Origin of the sequence: Nostoc sp. NOS(2021) (genome assembly GCF_017115025.1) — a bacterium.
In the GTDB taxonomy this organism is placed as follows: Bacteria; Cyanobacteriota; Cyanobacteriia; order Cyanobacteriales; family Nostocaceae; genus Nostoc.
In genome coordinates this window covers 1-21492 of sequence record NZ_JABXKM010000015.1, presented here as the reverse complement: position 1 = coordinate 21492, position 21492 = coordinate 1, and the positions used below count along the sequence as shown (strand labels likewise).

The window sequence follows — 21492 nt, the reverse complement described above, 5'->3', positions numbered from 1 at the left end:
TACCCCCCGCCAATTTCTCTGAGCAAACTTCAGAGATACTTTTGACTGCAACAAAGTCATACCCTCTTCCAGAGGTGCGAATCTTCTCCAGCATTTTCCCCAGCCAATCACTCCACCCTGGTCACATCGATGCGATCGCCATCGCAATTCTGGGATGCTCAAGATTTACATGATTTCCGGCGTGAGGTTCGGCAACGAGGGGAGACGGTTTTTGAGTACACCTGGCGGAGCTTTGAGCCAACCGACCCTACCAGGACAAATGATCTAAACTTTACAACTCGTTACAGACTGTTTGACGGTGGAGACGGACAAATGTATCAGCTTTGTGAAAATCTGGGAATGGAGGAAATATTTAACTGTTAAGAAGACTTAGAATCTATTGATACTAAGGATTGTAGCAAAGTGTATTGATACCAAGGATTGTAGCAAAAGTGTATTGATACCAAGGATTGTAGCAAAAGTGTTATACAATAAAACTGCTATACATTATCGACAAAAAAAAACCATAAGTGATTGTGGTTCTTGCACTGTATACCGTTCACGATTTTAGATTTAATAGCTTCATGCAAAGAGTACGAATATTATTTTTACGTTTCAGATCAAAGAGTACGAATATTATTTTTACGTTTCAGATCAAAAAGCACGAAAGTTAAAGTATCATCTAGAAGATGCTCGAAATCAAAATGACAGAAACAAAAACCAGCAAACTGGAAAAACCCGTTAGTCCCGTAGTTAGAAGGCGGCTGCTCGCATGGCAAGAGGTAAAGATAAAATTTGGCACAATCATGACCCCAAGTGGCAATGAACTGCTCACAAATAAAGCAGCACAGCTACAAATGTCAAAATCAGACCTATTGGAGTATCTCTCAAGGTGCTTGGACGACCCAGCAGTTGAAAAAGCTATCCTGCGGCAGGTAAAGGACTGATTTATTTCTAAGAGTAAAAGTTGTTGCCATACCAAAAAACCCATGAGTCGGAAGCTCACAGGTTTATGGCTCAAAACTTTCATTCTGAACAAGGATTGTTTTTCGACTTGTGAGTTGGGTGTTACCAGCACCCGCTCACACTTTCCACTAAATTAGTTTCACCCGGAGAAGAGCTACTTTTACTTCAATTTCACCCAATCGGAAAAGGGCTACTTTCTACTTCGATGGTTAATTAGGTTTTCACCCAAAACCATTGCACTCCCCTTTTATACAAGGGGTCATACTTATTTTATGATATCTGAATTTTGTTTATTATTTCAAGACATCCGAATTTTAGGATTATTCCAACAGTTGGGGCTTGCTCAGAATACAAGCAAAAAACTTCGGAATCACGCAAATAAATTCAAATGGAATCATAAAACGCCGAAAAATAACCTTAAAACTCATCGTAAGTAAGTAGAGTTAGCTCTTTCTCCTCTGGGTGGCAGCAGAAACCACTATTTGGAGAGAAAATAAATGTCAGGAAATTTAATATTAATTTCGACTGCGCTAGAAAATGGTGAGAAAATTACCCCACCAAGATCGCAAAAAAACGATCAAAGTAAAAGTCTATCTATTAATGACTACATAGTAATAGATTTTTTAGTGAGTGGCAATAATTATACTCAGAATCCTTGTCTACAAGCTAATGCGGTCAACGCAAGCTTATATAACTCATTGGTGATGAATGCTGGAGGCGCATCATGATCGCATCCCCAGCAATCGCATTAAAGCCCTGTCTGTACACTACCGACTTAGGCGCGGTCGTCTCTCTCTCTAGTCGTTTTGCAACAGGCGATTTATTCAATATGCCTGAAACCCTAGACAAGGGGATGCACGTTGCCTTGGTAGATAAGCATACGCCAGAAGTCGCCGTGCGGCAATGGATTTACCGCATACTCGCATCTGGTAATAGTAATATCCCACAGATTTACCAGACTCAACAACCGATCGCAATCCTGGCAGCAGATGAATCTGTGTCGCCTGAAGAGTTGTCCACTCAGATTATGCATTTTTCTCAGGATTGCGATCGGTGGTTAAAAACGCAATCGCAACAGAAATTAACTCTCCAGGAAGCAGTACAGATAGCCAAGGTAATAATGGCTTATGAGCAAGAGCCACAAAGAAGTGTAGAGCTTGGTACGCTTAGGATGCGGTGCGATCAAAAATCCTACGACTGGAATATGCTCATGGGTAAATTAGAAAAAGAACTTTTGGAGGAATTACAGAAGCGAGGAATTACAGTTGAGAGTGGCAAGAAAACTGATAATGTAGACGTTGCCAAAATCCAGGAAGAGTATATCAAATTGCTTGAGAGTGTGGCTGATGACACCTCGATTGAGAAATTCAAAATCAAAGTTAGGGAGCAATACTCAGGGCTTCAGCCTTCAGAACTAAATAAACTGCTGGATGCGGTAACAGGAAAATTCCTGCATGAGCAAGCACAAGTTGATGAAGCTAGCGAAATTGCAAAGCTGGTTGAGGCAACTGAAGAAACTATCAGCGTTCATGATTACCTACCAGCAATACTGGCCAACCCCTTGGCTCAATATAGCCAGTATCAGAAATTGCGCCATGCAGTTCTCCTGTCCTCGTTTCTGACAGCTGCTAGTAGCTTGCATAAGGTGGGAACTGAGTTGGTTATTCACGCTGGAGAGGATTTTACTGTAGTACCTACTTTATTTGGTGCAATTGTCGCAGAGTCCGGTGCTAAAAAATCTCCTACAACCAAAGCGACAGCGCGAGGGCCTCTCAATATTCTCAAAACCTTAGATCAGCAAACCTACGAAAGAGACTTTAAGCGCTACGAAGCTGAACTTGCGTCCTGGAAAAAACGGAAATCGCTAGGGGATGAGATGAGTGAGCCGGAACCGGAAGAGCCGGACAAACCACCGCTTTACTATTTTACAGATGCAACAGGTGAGGGTATTAAAGCACAAGCTGCTAGTGCGTCAAAGAAAGCATTGTTTGGATTATTTGACGAGTTAGCGGGATTTTTTAATTCCTCTAATCAATATAGAGGTGGAAAGGGCAGCGACAAGCAAGACCTACTCAGCTATTTTGACGGCACTGGCGTAACTGTTTTGAGGGCCGCAGGAGTAAAAGCAGACGTTAACAAAGTTTACCTCAGTATCTTGGGTACAATCCAGCCGGACGTGTTGCGTAAGGCAATGGAGAACACTAACGACGTGGATGGCTCTTGGGCTAGATTTATATACGCCATACAACCAAACCTGCCGGGTACACTGCCTGACGACAATGGCTCAAGTTTTGATATGAAAGACTTGATAGCCGGCTTCTTTAGAAAAATTCATGAACTACCAGTTACCGAATATCGCCTGAGTAAAGAAGCATTCAAGTTTTATCAACCTTATTACAAACGTCTTGAACAATTGCGGGTAAGCCACCCATCCAATGGGATGAAAGCAGTATATGCCAAAGCAGAAGGGATTACAGGCAGGCTGGCATTAAACCTTCACGTTCTGCACGAATTAGCTAGTGAACGCTCTCCATCGGTTGAAATCCCCTTGGAACGTATGAAAGAAGCTATTAGTTTAATGAAGTTCTATATTGGGCAAATTAAGCTGATTTACGCATTCGTGGATGACTCTAGTCCTGTGCCACAAGTTTTGAAAGTTATTGAACTGTCAAAACGTAAGCAATTAGGTGGCGAAGATGGATGGATCAAAGCCAAGGATATCCAGAATGCCAGTTCCAAGAAACAACGCTTTAAAGCTAATGAAGTTAGGGAGTGGATTATTCAGGCTGCTAAATCTGGACATGGTGAAACTAAAGGGGAGGGTATCCGACTAGAGTTTAAGGCTTTTATGGAAAAAGTAGGTTCAAAAGTAGGCGAAAGTAGGTCAAAAGTAGGTCATGAGCCTACCGTTAAAAACCTTGCTGTATCTAGCTTTCAAGAAAAGGTAGGTTTTGTAGGTCATAGTTACGATGATTCGCCTACTTTTCAAATCACTCAACCTCAAACCACTAAACCTGAAATCACTCAACCTGAAATCACTCAACCTGAAATCACTCAACCAGAAATCACTCAACCAATAATAGATGACTCGCTGGCTAATAAAGATTTAGTAAGCGGTGAACCTACAAAACCTACTAATGCTGAAAACCCTGACACAGCAGCAGCCCTAGCGGTAGGTCATGAACCTACTTTTACGCCTACCATTGAACCTACTTTTCAGAATCCGACTAAAAACGGAAGTACTAGGGGTGATTTCCCATCTGTTGAGTATCCTGAAACTGAAACCGAGTCGGTGTTATCTGACACCAGCGACTCGGATACTGCACTTTCCGAGATTGAACTTTTGAATGAGCCAATTTCCCTTCTACAAGCTGAAAGGGAGGACGAAGATGTTACTGATTATATTGGCCGTCAGGTAGAAGTCAGAGCAAGTAATCGTAGTGTCAAGTTCGCTGGGAAGATTGTTAAATGCAACGTGAAAAATGGAATCGTCACTGTGATGACCGAGCAAGGCAACCGAGAAGCAGCTTTCCGGGAAGCATTCATCATTGTCTAGACCAGCACTGCTCTGAGTTTTCCCATAATGGAAATTTACCCACTGCGATCGCACTTTAAAACCGTGACCCATTTAATGAAAAAAACCTCTCAGTTGCGGCTAACTTTCAAGGATGTAATCCCCATTATTCAGGTTGGGCAGTGCCACTATAACGCCTTCCTTGTCAGTGACATTTACCCCAAAGTTGAATATGTGGAAGGCTGCATATTTAACGGCGAGAAGTGGCTACAACACGCATGGAATCGTCTAGATGGTGATGAATTTGACCTGAGCTATCAGCTGCACTTTCCTCACCTTTTGTACTGCGATCGCAAAATTGAAGTGGTGGGAACGCTCAAAGATTTGGAAGGTTTGGGATATTCATTTAGTCCAGGGTTCGCCCCTCTGGTTGAGCAGCGTTTTCGGTTGGGAGTGCGAAAACGCTGTTGAGTTTTCAAGGGAACGCGATCGCACCTGGATTGACCAATCAAGGGATTGGCTCATACCATAAATCACCATTAAGCCTTGCGAAACTATAGGGGGTAGATATAGCATGGCTGACACCAGGGGCAACAACCGCGATCGCACACCGCCCGTTTTGCAACAGCGACTTGTGTAATCCTTGCTAGGTAAGGATTACACAAGTATGTGAAAAATAAGGCAGCAAAATTTTTCGCTCATTGCTACCGCTATTTAGTCGTACATCAATCAACTTTTGATGCACCAAAAAGCTTACTAGATAAGCATTTGAAGCTATCTTGCCCCTGGTGTCAGCTACGCTATATCTGCCCCAAATAAGGATTTTCATGATAACGAAGCTCATTGACGCTCTGCTGATCATCGAGTCACTACTCAACCATAGAATAAGGGTTTCAGCTTCTGAAAATGCTTGTATTACTCATGTAATGTCTCTTAACCCAGTTTTCTGCGCGAATGCTACTCATACCCCTATACTTAATGACTTGGATATTTAAAATGTTGGGCAATATGGTGGAGCAGTGCGAAGAGTTCTAGTTTAAAACTTCTTTTTTCTCCCCTGCTCCTCCGCTCCTCTGCACCCCCGCTGCCTCAACGATTTTCCCTTTTCTTAGTGCCATTCGCCACATTACCCTTGTTATTGGGTTAGAACACAGGAAATAGAATCTGGATTATCGTAGTAAAGAGGTCTTGCGTCAATACGTCCTTCATAGCCTTTGTAGGTTCTTTCGCAATAATCCTTCAGTTCTAAACCTAGTTTCTGTGTCGCTGACCCACCTGTTTTTGAATGACCTTTAAATATATAAACACATCTCCAGCGATGTGCAGGAATAACTTCTTTCAATGAATCATCTTTTTCTAGGGAAATTTTTTCAAAATAGGACTTATCTACGTCGTTCCATTTTGGGTAGAGATCACGAAATACTGGGTTGTAAAACTTTGAATTTTGACATTCTTTTTCCATGTCCTGATATGGAATATATTTTTTAAATATCCTACTATCTTGATAATATCTAAAGATACCTATACTAATACAGATACCGAGAAATACTAAACTGCCAGAAATTACCTTTGTTAGATGTTTCCACAATCCGGTCTTTGGATATTTTCCGGTTAGGGCTTGGAGACTTATTATTTCTAAATCAGCCCCATCAAAATTTTGGGGAGTTAGAGTAAGGATTGCATCAAGCTTAGACTCAGTAGCACAGATTAGTTCTTCTGCGGAATCAAAATCTACTAGGCTGGAATTACATGCCTTATCTGTAATGTCTTTATGGATGAAAATAATATTCTTCTGACCTATCACGTCGTCGCGTACTTGGTTGCTTCGAGTTTCACTACATTCATCGGAAATTCGCTTTAAACACTTAGATGTCGTATACATCTCATACTGCTGATCTGCTCCTATCTCGGCAAACTTATTAAAACATTCTCTGAACTTGCTGCGGTTAAGAAAAAGTTCTATTAACACATCTGCATCAACTAGAATTTTTTTACTCATCTTTTATCTCCCTCTGCTTAAAACTTGGGTTTAGACTGAGGTTCGGTCGTTTGGGCTTTTGTACCAGTTTCCCGTCCCTCGCGCATTTTACGCAGGTCTTCCAATGAAAAGGAAAAGCCCTTAGATTTAGCTTCTTCTTCTGGTGCAGGAACGTACTCAACTAGGTCTGATACATTACAGCCAAAAACCTCTGCAAGCTTCAGGTATCGCTCCAGTTGCTCAAGTCCGTTTTCTTTTTCCCAATTTTGAATTGTGTTTGGGGTAACACCAACCAAGACCGCTAGTTGAACCTGCGTTAGTCCGACTTTTTCGCGGAGGCTAGCAACCCTTGACTTTGGTTTCAGAGGCATAGGTCAGCTTCTTTAGAACTCTCCTTCTCTAGTATACTTATTTAGTCAAGTCCTAAACCGACTGTAAATAAACAACTTAAAAATTCAAGCAAATAAATGCACCAAGTAAAAATACCAAATATTTTTGGTTTATGATGAGATGTAAGGTAAACCACTTTTCTCATAATGCCGAGGGGGATTTTATGCCTACAGTTCCAGTGCTGCCTGTTATTGAAGACGATTTTGAACAAAAAGAGGTGCTATCTGAAAGTGGCGCTCCTGAAGTGTTGGATATTGGTGAGAGCCAACCTGGGGCATTACAACCATATTCGCCATATTCCCAAACTGGCAAACTTAAAGTCTCGGCAGATGATGTTTCCTTCAGTGAGTGGGCATCGTGGCGGCAGTTTCTTTCCCTTACGTTTGACGTATCAACTAATTATTGTCCTTCCTGAAGAATGCATTGTTGAGCTAGAAGCCTTCCATCAACAGATAAAGTCTGAGGAGCGCTCTGCCTGGGTTATCAGAAAGATTATGCTCTGGTCTGTTCTGGAACTGCTGTGGGCGTTACACATTCAAATCAATTTTGAAAATCTCTTGCTACCTAAAAGCAAAGGACATAACAAAATTGATGATTAGCTTTTTAAGTTATCAAACAAATCAATAACCTTTGGCTGATTGGCACTCAACCAAAGGTTACTAGCAGAAATTGAGCAATTTTTTAGGCTGATTGGCACTCAGCCCAATACTGTCAACAATCTAAACGAGGTTTAAATCATGACTAAGAAAATAAGTAGCGCCTTTGGCAAAGGCGTACTATCTCCTATTTTACTCATTTTAGTGTCTGGTTCGCTTTGTTTGGCTGTGATTGATAAAGAAAATCGACCTGCCTATTTTGATATGGTCAAGGTTGCGGTAGGGTATTCCTTTGGCGCGATGAGCTTGCAAAACGGAGATTCTAGCGTTCAGGATGAAAAGGATAGCAAAGAGCCTGATGAAGAGGGCTGAAGCACAATTTTAGTTGCAGTTAATTCTGGTTTGAAAGTACCGTGAAGTAAAGGTTTGAGTGAATAGTATTGCAGGTAGTTACAGTTACTAGCGTCATGTCCAGATCCTCTAGATTGAACTTATGGCTCGATGTGAATTTTAATCTGATACTTTCACCAAAAAGAATATATTCCCAAAATTGGGAATTTTTTGGAACTCAGACCTTAAGCAATAGGCTGTTTACCGTAAGCTTCAAACAGAAGGTTTAAAGCTTCTGTAAGTAATGTTTGGCTACTTTTGTCTTGCTCAACTGCAAGGAGTTTAAGTTGCTTACAAACTACGGGGTCAAAATGCCCGACGATCGCTCGTTTTCCGCGACGGCTTGGCGGGACTTTTGAATCAGAATTTTCATCAGCTAAAATTTCATCTGGCTCTACTTTTTTAGCAGATTCCGCCTTGCTAGGCTTTTTACTCGCATCGCTCAAAGCTTGATTCAGACTGGTTTTTTTAGGCATATTCTTTATGCTTACTTGTTTGCATATTATCATGTATACATTACTTAAGCTGCTTTAAAACCCAGCGATAAAGGTTCTTGATCTCCAGCGCTGCCTTCCCCGTTGGCTCATATTCTTGAACGCTTAACCCAGCAGTAACAGCGTGAACAAAGGCGATTCTTTGAGTTAACCGCCAGGGGCAAACTTCAATATCCTGCTCTGAAATTCCAGTCTGCGCTTCATCACCTAAATTACCCTGTGGCGGCACTGCATTCAGAACGACGAAAGCTGATTTATGTGCCATTTTTACAAGGTCAGCCGTGTCCTGAATTGCGCGTAGATCGAAAATTGCAGGTCGGGTTGGAATCAAAATTAAATCAGCGCAGCGTATCGCAGCCAGAGCGGTTGACTCGGCGTTCGCTGCGGTATCAATTATGGAGATATCAGCATTATTTTTTTCGGCTGCCTCTAAAATATGGGTCAGCCTAGAAGCCTGAGCGGAGACTACAGCAGGTGATTCATCCTCTCTGCTGTCGCCCCAACTAGATAAACTGCCTTGCGGATCTAAATCAATTAACGCAACTTGTTTTTTATTCAGAAACGCCGCAACCCCAAGGTTAACAGCCAAAGTTGTCTTGCCCGTTCCTCCTTTCCTGGCAACGATCGCAATAGTTTTCATTATTTAAAGTGTATATGTATACATGATTGGATGGTAGCATTCCTCAACTATAACCCTATTGCATGGTTAACGGATGTATACATGATGGAATGTTAGCATCCGGTGAACGAGTAAAACTTTCGGCGATATAACGAATAGTATTGTGAATACTCGCGTGTCCTAAACAGGTTTGGCTATCCCTGGTAGTCGCTCGCCTTTATACGAATATTCACCACAACAGAAATAATTGACCCTAAAAAATATTTTAGTAATTTCACGGACAAGGTTGTAATTTATTTTCTTTAAAATACCCATGCCTTTAGAGAGTGTGAACCTTGACTTACTAAGCCATATAGTAGATTTTTCGCTAGATAGCTACTGAAAAAGAATAGTAATAAATCAAACACTATCTCAACATGACTACCACTACTATTTCCACGATATTAGAAGAATTTAGACAAAATGCAATCTCCAATCGTGACTTAGGTGATAAGTTTGAGCGTTTGATGGTTACTTATCTAAAAACAGATCCTCTTTATAAAGATTTATACAGTAATGTCTGGATGTGGATGGATTTCCCTAAACGTGGAAATGCACCGGATACTGGTATTGATTTGGTATCTGAGGAACGTGCCACTGGAGATTATTGTGCTATTCAATGTAAATTTTATGATCCCAATCATACCCTTGATAAATCTGATATAGATTCATTTTTTACTGCGTCAGGGAAAGCCTTATTTAAAAAACGGATGATTGTCTCCACAACTGATAGATGGGGGAAAAATGCCGAAGATGCAATTAAAAATCAGCACATTCCTGTGACTCGGTTACGGGTACAAGACTTGGCAGAAAGCCCTGTAGATTGGAGTCAGTTTAGTCTCAAGCGTCCTCAAGATATCAAACTTAAAAATAAGAAAGAGATTAGACCTCACCAAAGTATTGCTATCGAGAAGGTAATCGCAGGGTTTAAAGATGCTGATCAAGGCAAGCTAATTATGGCTTGTGGCACAGGTAAAACTTTTACTGCACTTAAAATCAGTGAACTTTTTACTACAGGTAATGTTGCAGGTAAAGCTCAAATCCTTTTTTTAGTACCTTCAATTTCACTGCTTTCTCAAACATTACGGGAATGGACAGCAGAAGCTAAAGTAACACTTCACAGTATCGTGGTTTGTTCTGATACTAAAGTTTCAAAAAAATCAGATGTTGAAGATATCAGCACCCGTGATCTGATTTTTCCTGCAACAACTGATGCTCAAACAATTGCATCTCGCGTACAAGCTTTTGAAGGAAATAGGGAACTAACAGTTATTTTCTCAACTTATCAGTCTATTCAGGCGATCGCAGATGCACAAGCTAAAGGTTTACCAGAATTTGATTTGATTATCTGTGATGAAGCTCATCGAACCACTGGAGTCACCCTACAAGGTGATGAAGAATCCTACTTTGTGCGAGTACATGATCAGAAATTCCTCAAGGGTAAAAAGCGTCTTTATATGACTGCTACCCCAAAGCTTTACAGTGATGGCACAAAGACACAAGCTCAAGAAAATGATGCAACTCTTTGTTCAATGGATGATGTAAATATATATGGAACAGAGTTTCATCGTCTGGGATTTTCGGAAGCTGTAAGTAGTGGACTACTAACAGATTATAAGGTAATGGTATTGGCTGTTGATGAAAAGTATGTTAGCATAGCTTTTCAAAAACAGATTGCTGATGCAGACAACGAACTTCAACTAGAAGATGCTGTCAAAATTACAGGCTGTTGGAATGGACTTTCTAAACGTTTGGGAACTGATGCCGATGGGGAAGACATTAAAGGCGATATAGCTCCTATGCGTCGAGCCGTAGCCTTTTCCCGAACTATCAAAGAGTCCCAGAAAATAGAAAACCTATTCTCAAATATTGTTGAGGAATACCACGGAACACACCCTGATGAGGACATACTGCACTGCGAGGTTAAGCACGTTGACGGCACTCAAAACTCACTTCAGAGAAATCAAAAGCTAGATTGGCTAAAAGAAGACACAAGCGGTAGTGGGAATACCTGCCGTATTCTTTCTAATGCCCGTTGCCTGTCTGAAGGTGTTGATGTGCCTTCATTAGATGCAGTCATATTTCTCACGCCTCGTAATTCAGTAGTTGATGTCGTGCAATCTGTGGGACGGGTGATGCGGAAATCTGAAGGTAAAAAGTATGGCTACATTATTTTACCTATTGGTATCCCAGCCGATTTAACTCCAGAAGAAGCTCTCAAAGATAATAATAAATACAAAGTAGTTTGGCAGGTATTACAGGCATTACGCGCACATGATGACCGTTTCAACGCTACGATTAACCAAATTGACTTAAATAAATCTCGCCCTCCACAAATTAATGTAATTGGAGTAGGTGGTAGTGGTGGTGACAATGATGGGACTGGTGGTAGTGTTACTGCCAGCCCAGTGCAAATGACATTGAATTTTCCTCACCTTGAAGAATGGCGTGATGCGATTTATGCCAAGATTGTTGTTAAGTGTGGTGAGCGTCGTTATTGGGAAAGTTGGGCTAAGGATGTCGCTACCATTGCAGAACGTCATTTCACAAGAATTAAAGCTCTCCTAGAAAGTCCAGAACTACAACACCGTCAAGCATTTAATGAGTTTCTTCACGGGTTACAAAGCAATCTAAACCCCAGTGTTAGTGAAGATGATGCCATTGAAATGCTCTCACAACATCTAATTACTAAACCTGTTTTTGATGCGTTGTTTGAAGACTACCAGTTTACTCAACATAACCCTGTATCTTTAGCAATGCAGAAGATGTTGGACTTATTAGAAGAGCAATCTTTAGAAGAAGAGACAAAATCACTAGAGAAATTCTATAGCAGTGTGAGAAGAAAAGCTAGTGGCATAGATAACGCCGAAGGTAAACAGAAAATTGTTATTGAACTATATGATAAATTTTTCCGTACAGCTTTCCCCCGCATGGCTGAAAGGTTAGGCATTGTTTATACTCCTGTAGAACTGGTTGACTTTATTATCAAGAGTGTTGATGATGCTTTAAAACAGGAGTTTGGAGTAGGGTTAACTGATCGTAATGTACATATTCTTGATCCGTTTACTGGTACAGGTAGTTTTATCGTTCGTCTATTACAAAGTGGTTTGATTGAACCAAAAGACTTAATTCGTAAGTTTCAGCATGAACTCCATGCTAATGAAATAATTTTATTGGCTTACTATATTGCAGCTATTAATATTGAAGGAAGCTATCACGGGTTAGCAGGTAGGGAATATGAAACGTTTAAGGGGATGGTCTTGACTGATACTTTCCAAATGTTTGAACATGGGGGGACGATGCAAAACCCTACCATTTCCAACTGGCAAGAAATGTTTCCTGAAAATAATCAGCGTGTGGTAAATCAGAAGAAGCGAGACATTCGGGTAATTATTGGTAATCCTCCCTATTCAGCAGGGCAAAAGAGCGAGAATGATAGTAATAAAAATTTGAAATATCCTCAGCTAGATGAACGCATTCGGGAAACCTATGCTAAACATTCAACAGCAACTAACAAAAACGGTCTTTATTCTTCTGAAATTCGTGCTATTCGTTGGGCAAGCGATCGCATTAAAGATAAAGGGATTGTTTGCTACGTCATCAATGGTGCATTTATTGATAGTAACTCGGCTGATGGATTAAGAAAATGCCTAAATGATGAGTTTACCAGTATTTACTGCTTTAATTTACGAGGGAATCAACGCACATCAGGCGAAACTTCACGAATAGAAGGCGGAAAGATTTTTGGCTCTGGTAGTCGTGCCAGTATTGCCATTACCTTACTCATTAAGAATCCAGAGAAAACGGGAGGCTGTCAGCTTTTCTATCACGATATTGGCGACTATTTAAGCCGTGAAGAGAAGCTACACATTATTAAAGACTTTAAAGGCATTACAGGGATACAGTGGGAAACCGTTACGCCTAACAGTAGCTATGACTGGATTAATCAACGAGATCCTGGATTTGATGAGTTTATGTCCTTGGGTGATAAGCAGGACGCAACAACGAAGACTATTTTTGATTTGTATTCTCCTGGAGTACAAACTAACCGAGATGCTTGGGCTTACAATTTCTCAAGAAATAGTTTGAAGAGTAATATAAATAAAATGATTGAGAATTATACAGCCCAGGTTTTTGCTTATAATGAAGCTTCGCAAAAAACAAAAGATAACAAAAAGCTAAATATAGAAAATTTTATTGAAAATAACTCCAAGCTAATCAAATGGTCTAGCAGTCTTAAACAAAATTTAGAACGTAAGCGAGGAATTAAGTTTCGTGCAGAAGGCATTGTAATTAGCTTTTATAGACCTTTCTGTAAGCAAAACCTCTATTTTGATAGAGACTTAAATCACAGAGTTTACCAAATGCCTAAATTCTTTGCAAAAGAGAATCTCAAAAATTTGGTAATTTGTGTAACTGGAATAGGTGCAAGCAAGGAATTTTCTGCCCTGATAACAGATGTCATTCCAAATCTTCACCTGCATGATACTAGTCAATGCTTTCCCCTCTACACCTACGAAAAACAGGAAGATACAGGGACACTTTTTACTACTTCCGAATATGAATATACAAAAAAAGAGAACATTCCTGAGTCTATTCTGACTGATTTTAGAAAAACCTACAGTGATAAAACCATTACCAAAGAAGACATTTTCTACTATGTCTATGGCATTCTACACAGTCCCGAATATAAACGCCGCTTTGAAGCTGATCTTAAAAAGATGTTACTCCGTATCCCCTACACTCAGGACTTTTGGGCATTTAGCAAAGCAGGTTGTGAGTTAGCTCCTTGGCATCTCAACTATGAAACCATTGAACCTTACCCGCTAATGGAAGACAATTCAGGACTACTTTTTCTAGATAACGAAGATTACCGTGTTGAAAAAATGAGTTTTGGGAGACGGGCTAAAGTTATAGATAAAACCACCATCATCTATAACAGCAAAATCACCTTGTCTGGTATTCCTCTTGAAACTTACGATTATGTCGTAAATGGGAAATCAGCCCTTGAGTGGATTATGGATCGTTACCAGTTTACCAAAGACAAGGATAGCCAAATTACCAATGATCCTAACGATTGGTCAGAAGATCCTAGATACATTCTTGATTTGGTGAAGCGTATAGTGAGAGTCAGCCTGGAAAGCATGAAAATTGTGAACGCTTTACCAGCATTGAATGAGCATAAGTAGCGATCGCAGTTGACCCCTAACTTCCAACTCCTGACTTCCGACTTCCACCAACTAGCTGATGGAGTTGTAAGTTTAAGTCGGAAGTTATTGCAACGTGCAGCGCTAATTTAACTACTCGCTACCCTTTAACTGTGATTTTAAGGGAGTTGGTCACCAGGACAGATAGAACTAGAAAGCAAATGTATGCCATTGTTCCATACACTTTTGCTATTGAGGCTAACTTGCTAAGTTTCTCCATAATTGCTACCCCCTTTTCGCAGTACATCGATTTAGGTAATTTACCTAAGAGTAAAACTATGAAACCAACTGAAAAGCATACTAGTTCAACTGCTTCACGGAATCGAACTGCTTGCCCTTCTCCCATTGCCTATAATTTATTCACTTCATTCTAGCACTCCATGCAATAGCACCAGACACCAAAAGGGTCTGCAAAATCAATGCACCAAAAACGTAAAAAGATTCTTTTACCGACTACCGCCGGGAACGCTTTGCTCTAGCAAAGGTATTCGTGGTGGGCAAGCTACGCTTTGGTTGAGAGCGGCTTATCAAGTAAAAAGCGCGTAACTTTCGGAATTACTGCTCAGTTCACCCCAGTTTATAGATGTATACATGGTGAAGTGCTAACATCGCGTGACTGTAACCCTGATATCAGCATTAATATAAGTACTTTTTATATTTGAAGCCGGAAGCCGGTGATCTCTGGTAATAAACCATATCTGTATGTTTCTGCTATCAATTTTGATATCAAAGCAGCAATTTCACCATTAAGCTCCCGCCAAATAACACCATTCAACTTCCGCAAGGAATATTTAGATCCTGACTCAGGTTTTGATTAATGCCAACTATCCCAATTTCACCGTCCAAGGTATGGTTATGCAAATTGCCACTCCACTAATTGATCAACTGAGTGGAGAAATTACTTTACTAGGTGAAGTTTTTGAGAAATTACGATCAATCAAAACAGAACTTGCAGGTCATGATTATATCTTAGCCATTAAAGCCTATCAGGAACGTTTACCAATTCGCTGCACAGGTGATTTAGTCAAAGTTGACAATCATTTTATCCTGAAAAATCCCCACAATTTGCTTCTTAATAATATCTAACTCCAGCAGATCAATATTTTGAGCTTTTTTCTAAATCAATTCTGATATTGAGTCGCTCATCTGCTTTTGCAAACGCTGGCGGTTATCATCATATTTCAAAACCGTCTGCACTTGGGCGTGTCTGCTGAAACGCTGGGTAGCGCGGTAGTTACCATTATTCAGATCCAATACTGTGGTAATCGCACTATGACGAACACGATGCGGTGACATCTTCTTAGTAATTCCGGCTTGCAAGCATAGCCCATCTACCAATCGCCTGATTGCTTCCCCGGTTAATCTTGCTCCATTCTTGTAATAGGCCAGCACGGTGAAAAGCGGTTCATTGCTACGTTTCTTCTTACTGGCTTTTATCCAACCGGCGATCGCGTCGGTGGTTCTTTCCGATAGGTCAAGAATTTCTTTCTGGCTACCCTTGCCTTTACCCAAAATTTCAAGAGTTTTCTTTTTGGCGTTAAAGTCAAGCACATTCAAATTGACTATCTCCTGACGGCGCAAGCCATTATCCCAAAGTAACCGCATAATGGCATAATCGCGCTTGCCCTTAAGGGTATTGCGGTCAACCAACGCTATAACTAAAGCATAGTCCTCGGCTGGAATGCCCATTGTGTCACGGTAGGTTTCAACCTTTTCACCTTTGACATCATCTAAAGAGAAATTGCAGACTCCCAGCCGTCGCCCCATCTCAACCATTGACTTGATAGCACTGAGACGGCGATTCACCGTAGCTTCAGCCAGTTTTTTCTTAATCAGGTGCGCTTTGTACTTGAGAACCACAGCAACGGCGTGACGCTGTTCCAGGTGAAGAAACTCTAGAACCAAATCCCGACTGGGTTCTTTCTTAACGACAAACAGAAAGAAATCTTTCAAATCTTTTTGGTATTCGCGCTTAGTGTTTTCACTCCGCTTATCACCAATCAGCTGCTGGATCACATCGGGGTCATTTTCCAGAGAAAAGTCCTCACCGATCGCTAACGCCAGTGAGTTTTCTAGAACACTAAGATTTTCAGGATGGATCGATGTCATTGGTGATAGCGCAGCAGAGATTTAGGAAGTTTAATACTCAAGCTATATCTTAGTTGAAGAGGTGTGTTTTTTGCTTCCAGTGGTGCGAAAAGAGTCATTGTCGCACTATCTTGCAACAAGGCTGGGGGAGGAGGTTGGGGAGTTATTGTCAGTTGATTGACAATTTTTCCGGGCGATGAAGAGAAATTAAATTAGATGACAGTGTAAGCGCTGACGATTTGACTAAGTAATAATGCTGTATGAATCTGGATATTGTTGTTTTGCCCTAAGCGTCAAGCATCGGGAGCAAAAACTTGAGTCAGCTAATGAAAGATGGCTTTTAGGCTGATATCAGTTTTGCTATCAAATTTGTCTGTCACCGCACAGGGGAAGGCATTCGGCGATTACAGCAGCGCTCGATGCTACTGATGGGAATATCAGAAAGGTGCAGAAGTTGAGCCGTCATGCTGATCCACGAACGTTGATGATTTATGATGACAACCGGAATAAAGACTTGTGGGAAATGTCGGAACTTTTGACGGGAATGTTGAAGAAGTCGGACTAAAGAAACTTAATAAAGTGAATAATTATAGTAGATTAATATTATTCAATAACTGGTAATTAAATCGCTACGCATTTTGAGAATCATAAAATGCCAAGAAAATCACGGTTATATCTTCTAATTCCGTTTGAATTCCATTTTGGCGAAGTGGTCTTGCAGCAGTTTGTGGATGAAGCGGTAACGACCACCAACACGCTGAAGGAATAATCGCTCGGTGCAGTAGTCGAGGAAGCGGGCGTAGTTCCAGGGTATGTAGCCGTTGCGGTAGAGGATGAGGCGTAGGGCGAAGTGTTTAATAACGGGTGTTCCACTTCTAGGTATCCCCACCAATAATCCAAAAACTAATCCAGACATCAAGCTAAAAATTAAATCTTCATTTGAACTATTCTTTTGTAGAATTCGTTGAATCAAAAAGATTAATATTGTGAAAGGTAAAAACAATAAGGCTGATAACTTTACTGTATTTTTAGCAGATTGCCAAATCCCTTGGTTAGGAATAGTTTTATTTTCTATTTCTAGACCATGAAATCCAAAAATCAGCCCAGAAATCAGCCCAGAAATCAGCCCTCCAATCAGCCCAGAAATCAGCCCTCCAATCAGCCCAGAAATCAGCCCAGAAATCAGCGCAAAAATTAGCCCTCTAATCAGCTTAAAAATCAGCCCATAAATCAGCCCTCCAATCAGCCCAAAAATCAGCCCAAAAATCAGCCCTCCAATCAGCCCATAAATCAGCGCATTTTTAAAATTATGATAAGAAAATTTTAGGGTTTCAATTGCTTCAATTTTATCTCCAATCAGCCCAAAAATCAGCCCTCCAATCAGCCCAAAAATCAGCCCAATCAGCGCTCCAATCAGCCCTCGAATCAGCCCTCCAATCAGCCCTCCAATCAGCCCAAAAATCAGCCCATTAATCAGCGCTCCAATCAGCCCAAAAATCAGCCATTTTATAATGGGTTTGTTAAAAAAATTATTAGACCTAATTAAACCTATATTTTCAATTTTATACTCTATTATCTCACCAAATAAACCATTAATCAGCCCTGCAATCAGCCCAAAAATCAGCCCATTAATCAGCCCTGCAAGCCCTCCAATCAGTCCATTAATCAGCTCTCCAATCAGCCCTCCATTCAGCCCTCGAATCAGCCCTCCAATCAGCCCATAAATCAGCCCATAAATCAGTCCAAAAATTAGCATTTGTATAACTCCCCAGACAATCAAATTATAAATAATCTTGGGAATTTTAGTTTTTAACAAACTAGGCTGCATTTCTTCAATCAAAAACTCTGTTTTCGATTCTTGCTGCATTTGTTGAGCTAACCAAACAACCCACATTCGCGTTTTTCTAGCATTAGGAGTTTTTTTATTGAAATATGCCCTACTATCAATATCCCGTGTCAACATCCGGACTATATAGGCATCTAGCAAATACTGAATCCGGTCTGCTCTAGAAGTCAAATACTGCCATTCTTCAACAGATATTTCTTGAAATGCTATAACAGTAATGCTGAGTAGTAAGGGAGTTTTAACTAAATTTAGTAAGTTTAAGTCGCTACTGATAGTTGACCAAAGTTCTATATAATTTATTGAGGTTAAATAATCACAAATTTGATTGTTGGTCAAAGACTGTAAGTAAATAGCACCGTTAAGTTGTAATTGAGTGGAGTAGTTACTATATTCTTCACTTCGACTACAAACAACTAAAGAAAGGGGTCTATTTTCACCTACTAAAAACTCATTAATTGCCTGGACACAAGATTCTTGGCGCTGTGGCTCCAGTTCATCTAAACCATCCAACATGGGCAGCAGCTGGTGATTGACTACCCATTCTTTACCAAGTTTAGTTGAAACACGGTATTTAGATTTAAGTTCTGCCACCAACCAATCAGTTAAAGATTGGCGGTCATTTTTCCATGAGGACAAGTTGAATAAAACTGGAACGGGATAATCAGGCTGTTCTTCTGCACGTCTTATTAAAGCTTGAGCTAGTTCTAATTGTGTCGTGGTCTTACCTGCCCCTGGCGCACCTAAAATTAACAGTTTGCCTGCAATTTCTTCCGAGTCAAAAACCTCTAAAATTGTTGTGGTATCTGGGAGAGGGACAGCAGGCTTTAAGCCAATTTTTATCTCAGCATCCCAAGGTCTTTTTACTTGTTGTGGTTGCGGCTCTTTACCTAAATTAATTAGCACGGCATTGTGTAGAGAGTCCCTTAACCGTCCAGTAACTTCTTCCTTGACTGCGGCTAGTAGTATCCGTTCATTCTTCGGTCTGGCAGGGTCGCCTACTGGAGAGAATGTCTGTTCAACGAAGATGTTGGTAGTCAATTGAAAAATACTGAAGATAATTCGTTTAAAAAGATTACCTTGAATATAATCTCTTCCAATCCGCTTATTATAATTACCTCCTTCAGTATTGATATTGCGGTTTTCAGGCGGGTTCGGCTCTTCCATATTTTCGCCTCAGCTAATTTTTAAACCTATAGGCTGCGGGTTGCTAAACTATGAACTTAAAAGTATGTTAATTTAGTTTCCTCAATCTTCTGCCTCTACTTCCTGCCAGCCTTTAATAGCGCCGACAATAAAAGCACCTGCTGGGTTATCAATAGCTTTCTCAAAAGCAGCTAAACCACCACCCTTGACAGCATTTATTACTCGTTCTTTCAATAATGGGTTGCTTTCAATGCGGTTTACAGCTTCTGCCGCTACTACCATTTGCTGTGATGTAGTGGTAGTAGGGTAAGTTTGCTCTAGCTGTTTTAGTAATAGCTGAATATCGGCAGCAGCTTGGGCAAGACTTTGGGGCTGTCCAGCCGCGTAGTAATTACCTTGGATATAATCGCGTTCAATGCGCTCGTTATAGTTGCCGCCACCTGTGTTGATATTGCGATCGCCAGTCATTGTTGTATCTCCTTGAACTACTCGGTTGCCTTCACCTTGAACAGTCCTGCTTGAGCATGGCTAAAGTTTGCCCCTATTAAAGTAGCATTAGTAAAATCTGCACTTCGGATATCTGCACCACTAAAATTTGCACCCTCAAGATTTTGACCTTTGAAAGAACGACCTCTGAGATTTTGACCGGAGAAGTCCTGGGGCATAGCTGGGCGCTGTATACAAATTTCTTTTTGGATACAGCAGGTATACCATGAACAATCCCAAAATTTTAACGTTTTAAGTTAATTTTATATTTCTACCTGAAAAATTTAATGGAAATTGCAAGTCACAAACACCATAGGATGAGTCCTTTGTGTGGATGCAAAGCGATCGCTCTTGATATGGGACAGCCAAGAATTCATGTCCAGAATTACTCAATATGTGTGATCAGTCTTGGCAATTGGATTTTGTATCAAGTCTTCCAGGGTAGTAACTCGTTCCCATAAGCTTTGGTTTTGCAGAACAAGTTCCTCAAACCTTCTTAACAAAGCTGCAAACTGATCTTGTGGATCACTTGGACGGAAAGTGGTATCGCTGTCTATACCGATATGTATTTCATTCGCCTCGGACAAGGGCGAATTATTCATGAAGTAGATATGTTTCTTGGCTTCAAGTTCATTCAATCGTTGCGTCAACTGTTCTATACGTTGCACTAGATCAGGTATACTATCCGATATACGCGAAACGTCTGCTTCTGAATTACTCAGAAACGAGTTTAGCGCTTGAATAACTAAATCTGTAGAGGTAGTACGTTCTACTGCTGCTCTTTCCTGAAGTGCTGTAATTAACTCTTCAGGAAGTTTGTAATTGGTCTGTTTCCGCATAGCTGTATAGCTGTGTATATATCAACTATACCATTTTTCGATAGGAAGGTGTAATTTAATTATGAGTCAACATACCTATGAACTCAGAACCGATTTTTGGTGTCATGTAAAAATATGCAGAGGACTAGGGACAGGTGCAGAATTGTACGACTCTCAGGACACGATTACCGTCAAACATGGCAGTAAAGTTATCTGGTGGTGGAAACCCGAAAAGCGACACCAACAAATAAAACAGGAAACCGAAGCACTAGCAGAGCTATTTGGAGCAATTAGTCAAAAGCCTGAAGAATTCACCACTGATAAAATGAGTCCACAAAAATTGGTTAAGACTTTCATTCGTCACGTCTTAAAGTTACCGATGAATAAGAAGACCAAAAGCTACGGGAACAGATATTACTACTTGGCCAGAACCCGTCCACAACTATTAGAAATGGATGAATTGGCTCAAGTCCAAAAACTAGACCAGGAACATGGTTTTAATTACGAGCTACTGGGCAATGCTAGCCACTGGCATTACCTCTACCTAGCTCCACAGCCGCAGGGTTACGCGATTGAATTAGATATCGAGTCTGCACATTTTACAGCATTCCTAAACCAGCAAACCATGCTATTGAGTGACTCTGGAGAATATGGTAAACCCTATTTCCTCGGTGATGGCGATGCAATGAAACGACTGCGCGAAATCAACCCACAACTCCCCAAGTGGTTTAGATTTCGGATGTTAGAAATCATCGGTAGCCATAAGCTAGAATACTGCCAGTTCAACCCTGCCACAGGTTCATCGGAAACAATAGTAAATCCTAATGTGATTTACTGCGGTATGGCATTCAACGCCGCCCAGAAAGCCATCTATACCGTTTATCAAACAATGGCAGAGGTGGCTAATTTAGTCCGGGATGACCTCCTGCGATCGCACAC

The 21492-nt window shown here is 40.7% G+C and carries 20 protein-coding genes and 3 pseudogenes; 14 read left to right on the top strand and 9 right to left on the bottom strand.

Features of this window, described 5'->3' with window-relative positions:
* Positions 1-129 precede the first annotated feature (129 nt).
* The 5 genes from HWQ41_RS00455 to HWQ41_RS00435 all read left to right on the top strand — a co-directional run bounded on the left by HWQ41_RS00455 (position 130) and on the right by HWQ41_RS00435 (position 4930).
* Positions 130-363 (top strand): hypothetical protein, encoded by a 234-nt coding sequence (locus HWQ41_RS00455; protein WP_292758728.1) that lies wholly within the window; start codon positions 130-132, stop codon positions 361-363.
* A gap of 320 nt (positions 364-683) precedes the next feature.
* A complete protein-coding gene (locus tag HWQ41_RS00450) occupies positions 684-926 on the top strand; it encodes a hypothetical protein (RefSeq protein ID WP_292758726.1) in 243 nt (80 codons plus the stop codon).
* A 516-nt stretch (positions 927-1442) separates the two neighbouring features.
* Complete coding sequence (locus tag HWQ41_RS00445; protein ID WP_292758724.1) at positions 1443-1673, top strand: hypothetical protein; 231 nt, start codon at positions 1443-1445, stop codon at positions 1671-1673.
* Positions 1670-4501 carry a DUF3987 domain-containing protein gene (locus HWQ41_RS00440; protein ID WP_292758722.1) on the top strand — a complete coding sequence of 944 codons (2832 nt, stop codon included), beginning with the start codon at positions 1670-1672 and terminating at the stop codon, positions 4499-4501. The genes HWQ41_RS00445 and HWQ41_RS00440 overlap by 4 nt, the downstream gene beginning before the upstream one ends.
* A gap of 27 nt (positions 4502-4528) precedes the next feature.
* Positions 4529-4930, top strand: coding sequence for a hypothetical protein (locus HWQ41_RS00435; protein ID WP_292758720.1), 402 nt, complete (start codon positions 4529-4531; stop codon positions 4928-4930).
* Between the two features lie 664 nt (positions 4931-5594).
* Here HWQ41_RS00435 and HWQ41_RS00430 read toward each other — a convergent pair.
* Complete coding sequence (locus HWQ41_RS00430) at positions 5595-6458, bottom strand: PIN domain-containing protein (protein ID WP_292758718.1); 864 nt, start codon at positions 6456-6458, stop codon at positions 5595-5597.
* A gap of 17 nt (positions 6459-6475) precedes the next feature.
* Positions 6476-6808, bottom strand: coding sequence for a helix-turn-helix transcriptional regulator (locus HWQ41_RS00425; protein WP_292758716.1), 333 nt, complete (start codon positions 6806-6808; stop codon positions 6476-6478).
* Between the two features lie 182 nt (positions 6809-6990).
* Here HWQ41_RS00425 and HWQ41_RS00420 point away from each other — a divergent pair, with 182 nt between their 5' ends.
* Together HWQ41_RS00420 and HWQ41_RS00415 are read left to right on the top strand one after the other, a co-directional pair.
* Positions 6991-7242 (top strand): hypothetical protein, encoded by a 252-nt coding sequence (locus tag HWQ41_RS00420; protein ID WP_292758714.1) that lies wholly within the window; start codon positions 6991-6993, stop codon positions 7240-7242.
* Between the two features lie 322 nt (positions 7243-7564).
* Positions 7565-7795 carry a hypothetical protein gene (locus HWQ41_RS00415; RefSeq protein WP_292758712.1) on the top strand — a complete coding sequence of 77 codons (231 nt, stop codon included), beginning with the start codon at positions 7565-7567 and terminating at the stop codon, positions 7793-7795.
* Positions 7796-7998: 203 nt separating this feature from the next.
* Here the strand turns inward: HWQ41_RS00415 and HWQ41_RS00410 are convergent, their stop codons facing one another.
* Positions 7999-8289: a ribbon-helix-helix domain-containing protein gene (locus tag HWQ41_RS00410; protein ID WP_292758710.1), complete on the bottom strand. Its 291-nt coding sequence runs from the start codon at positions 8287-8289 to the stop codon at positions 7999-8001.
* A gap of 40 nt (positions 8290-8329) precedes the next feature.
* Complete coding sequence (gene parA / locus HWQ41_RS00405) at positions 8330-8947, bottom strand: ParA family partition ATPase (protein WP_292758708.1); 618 nt, start codon at positions 8945-8947, stop codon at positions 8330-8332.
* 395 nt (positions 8948-9342) lie between these two features.
* Here parA and HWQ41_RS00400 point away from each other — a divergent pair, with 395 nt between their 5' ends.
* The gene (locus HWQ41_RS00400; protein WP_292758706.1) at positions 9343-14154 is read left to right on the top strand and encodes a type ISP restriction/modification enzyme; all 4812 of its coding nucleotides are present in this window, start codon (positions 9343-9345) and stop codon (positions 14152-14154) included.
* Between the two features lie 873 nt (positions 14155-15027).
* Entirely contained in the window at positions 15028-15258 is a 231-nt protein-coding gene (locus HWQ41_RS00395; RefSeq protein ID WP_292758704.1) for a hypothetical protein, read from the top strand.
* A gap of 30 nt (positions 15259-15288) precedes the next feature.
* Here HWQ41_RS00395 and HWQ41_RS00390 read toward each other — a convergent pair whose 3' ends face one another.
* Complete coding sequence (locus tag HWQ41_RS00390) at positions 15289-16281, bottom strand: tyrosine-type recombinase/integrase (RefSeq protein WP_292758701.1); 993 nt, start codon at positions 16279-16281, stop codon at positions 15289-15291.
* Positions 16282-16633: 352 nt separating this feature from the next.
* Here HWQ41_RS00390 and HWQ41_RS00385 point away from each other — a divergent pair.
* The 4 genes and pseudogenes from HWQ41_RS00385 to HWQ41_RS34210 form a co-directional block, all read left to right on the top strand.
* A pseudogene (locus HWQ41_RS00385) lies at positions 16634-16825 on the top strand (integrase); the annotation flags it as partial.
* Between the two features lie 519 nt (positions 16826-17344).
* Entirely contained in the window at positions 17345-17458 is a 114-nt protein-coding gene (locus HWQ41_RS34220; RefSeq protein WP_366931622.1) for a PT domain-containing protein, read from the top strand.
* A gap of 27 nt (positions 17459-17485) precedes the next feature.
* Positions 17486-17587: a PT domain-containing protein gene (locus tag HWQ41_RS34215; protein ID WP_366931621.1), complete on the top strand. Its 102-nt coding sequence runs from the start codon at positions 17486-17488 to the stop codon at positions 17585-17587.
* A gap of 21 nt (positions 17588-17608) precedes the next feature.
* Positions 17609-17806 carry a PT domain-containing protein gene (locus tag HWQ41_RS34210; protein ID WP_366931620.1) on the top strand — a complete coding sequence of 66 codons (198 nt, stop codon included), beginning with the start codon at positions 17609-17611 and terminating at the stop codon, positions 17804-17806.
* A 621-nt stretch (positions 17807-18427) separates the two neighbouring features.
* Here HWQ41_RS34210 and HWQ41_RS34205 read toward each other — a convergent pair.
* The 4 genes and pseudogenes from HWQ41_RS34205 to HWQ41_RS00365 form a co-directional block, all read right to left on the bottom strand.
* Positions 18428-19270: pseudogene (locus tag HWQ41_RS34205) on the bottom strand (NACHT domain-containing protein); the annotation flags it as partial.
* Between the two features lie 81 nt (positions 19271-19351).
* Positions 19352-19717 carry a hypothetical protein gene (locus tag HWQ41_RS00375; protein WP_292758695.1) on the bottom strand — a complete coding sequence of 122 codons (366 nt, stop codon included), beginning with the start codon at positions 19715-19717 and terminating at the stop codon, positions 19352-19354.
* 41 nt (positions 19718-19758) lie between these two features.
* Positions 19759-19914: pseudogene (locus HWQ41_RS00370) on the bottom strand (pentapeptide repeat-containing protein); the annotation flags it as partial.
* A gap of 210 nt (positions 19915-20124) precedes the next feature.
* Entirely contained in the window at positions 20125-20574 is a 450-nt protein-coding gene (locus HWQ41_RS00365; RefSeq protein ID WP_292758692.1) for a hypothetical protein, read from the bottom strand.
* A gap of 61 nt (positions 20575-20635) precedes the next feature.
* Here HWQ41_RS00365 and HWQ41_RS00360 point away from each other — a divergent pair.
* A partial coding sequence (locus HWQ41_RS00360; protein WP_292758689.1) for a hypothetical protein occupies positions 20636-21492 on the top strand: 857 nt, incomplete at its 3' end.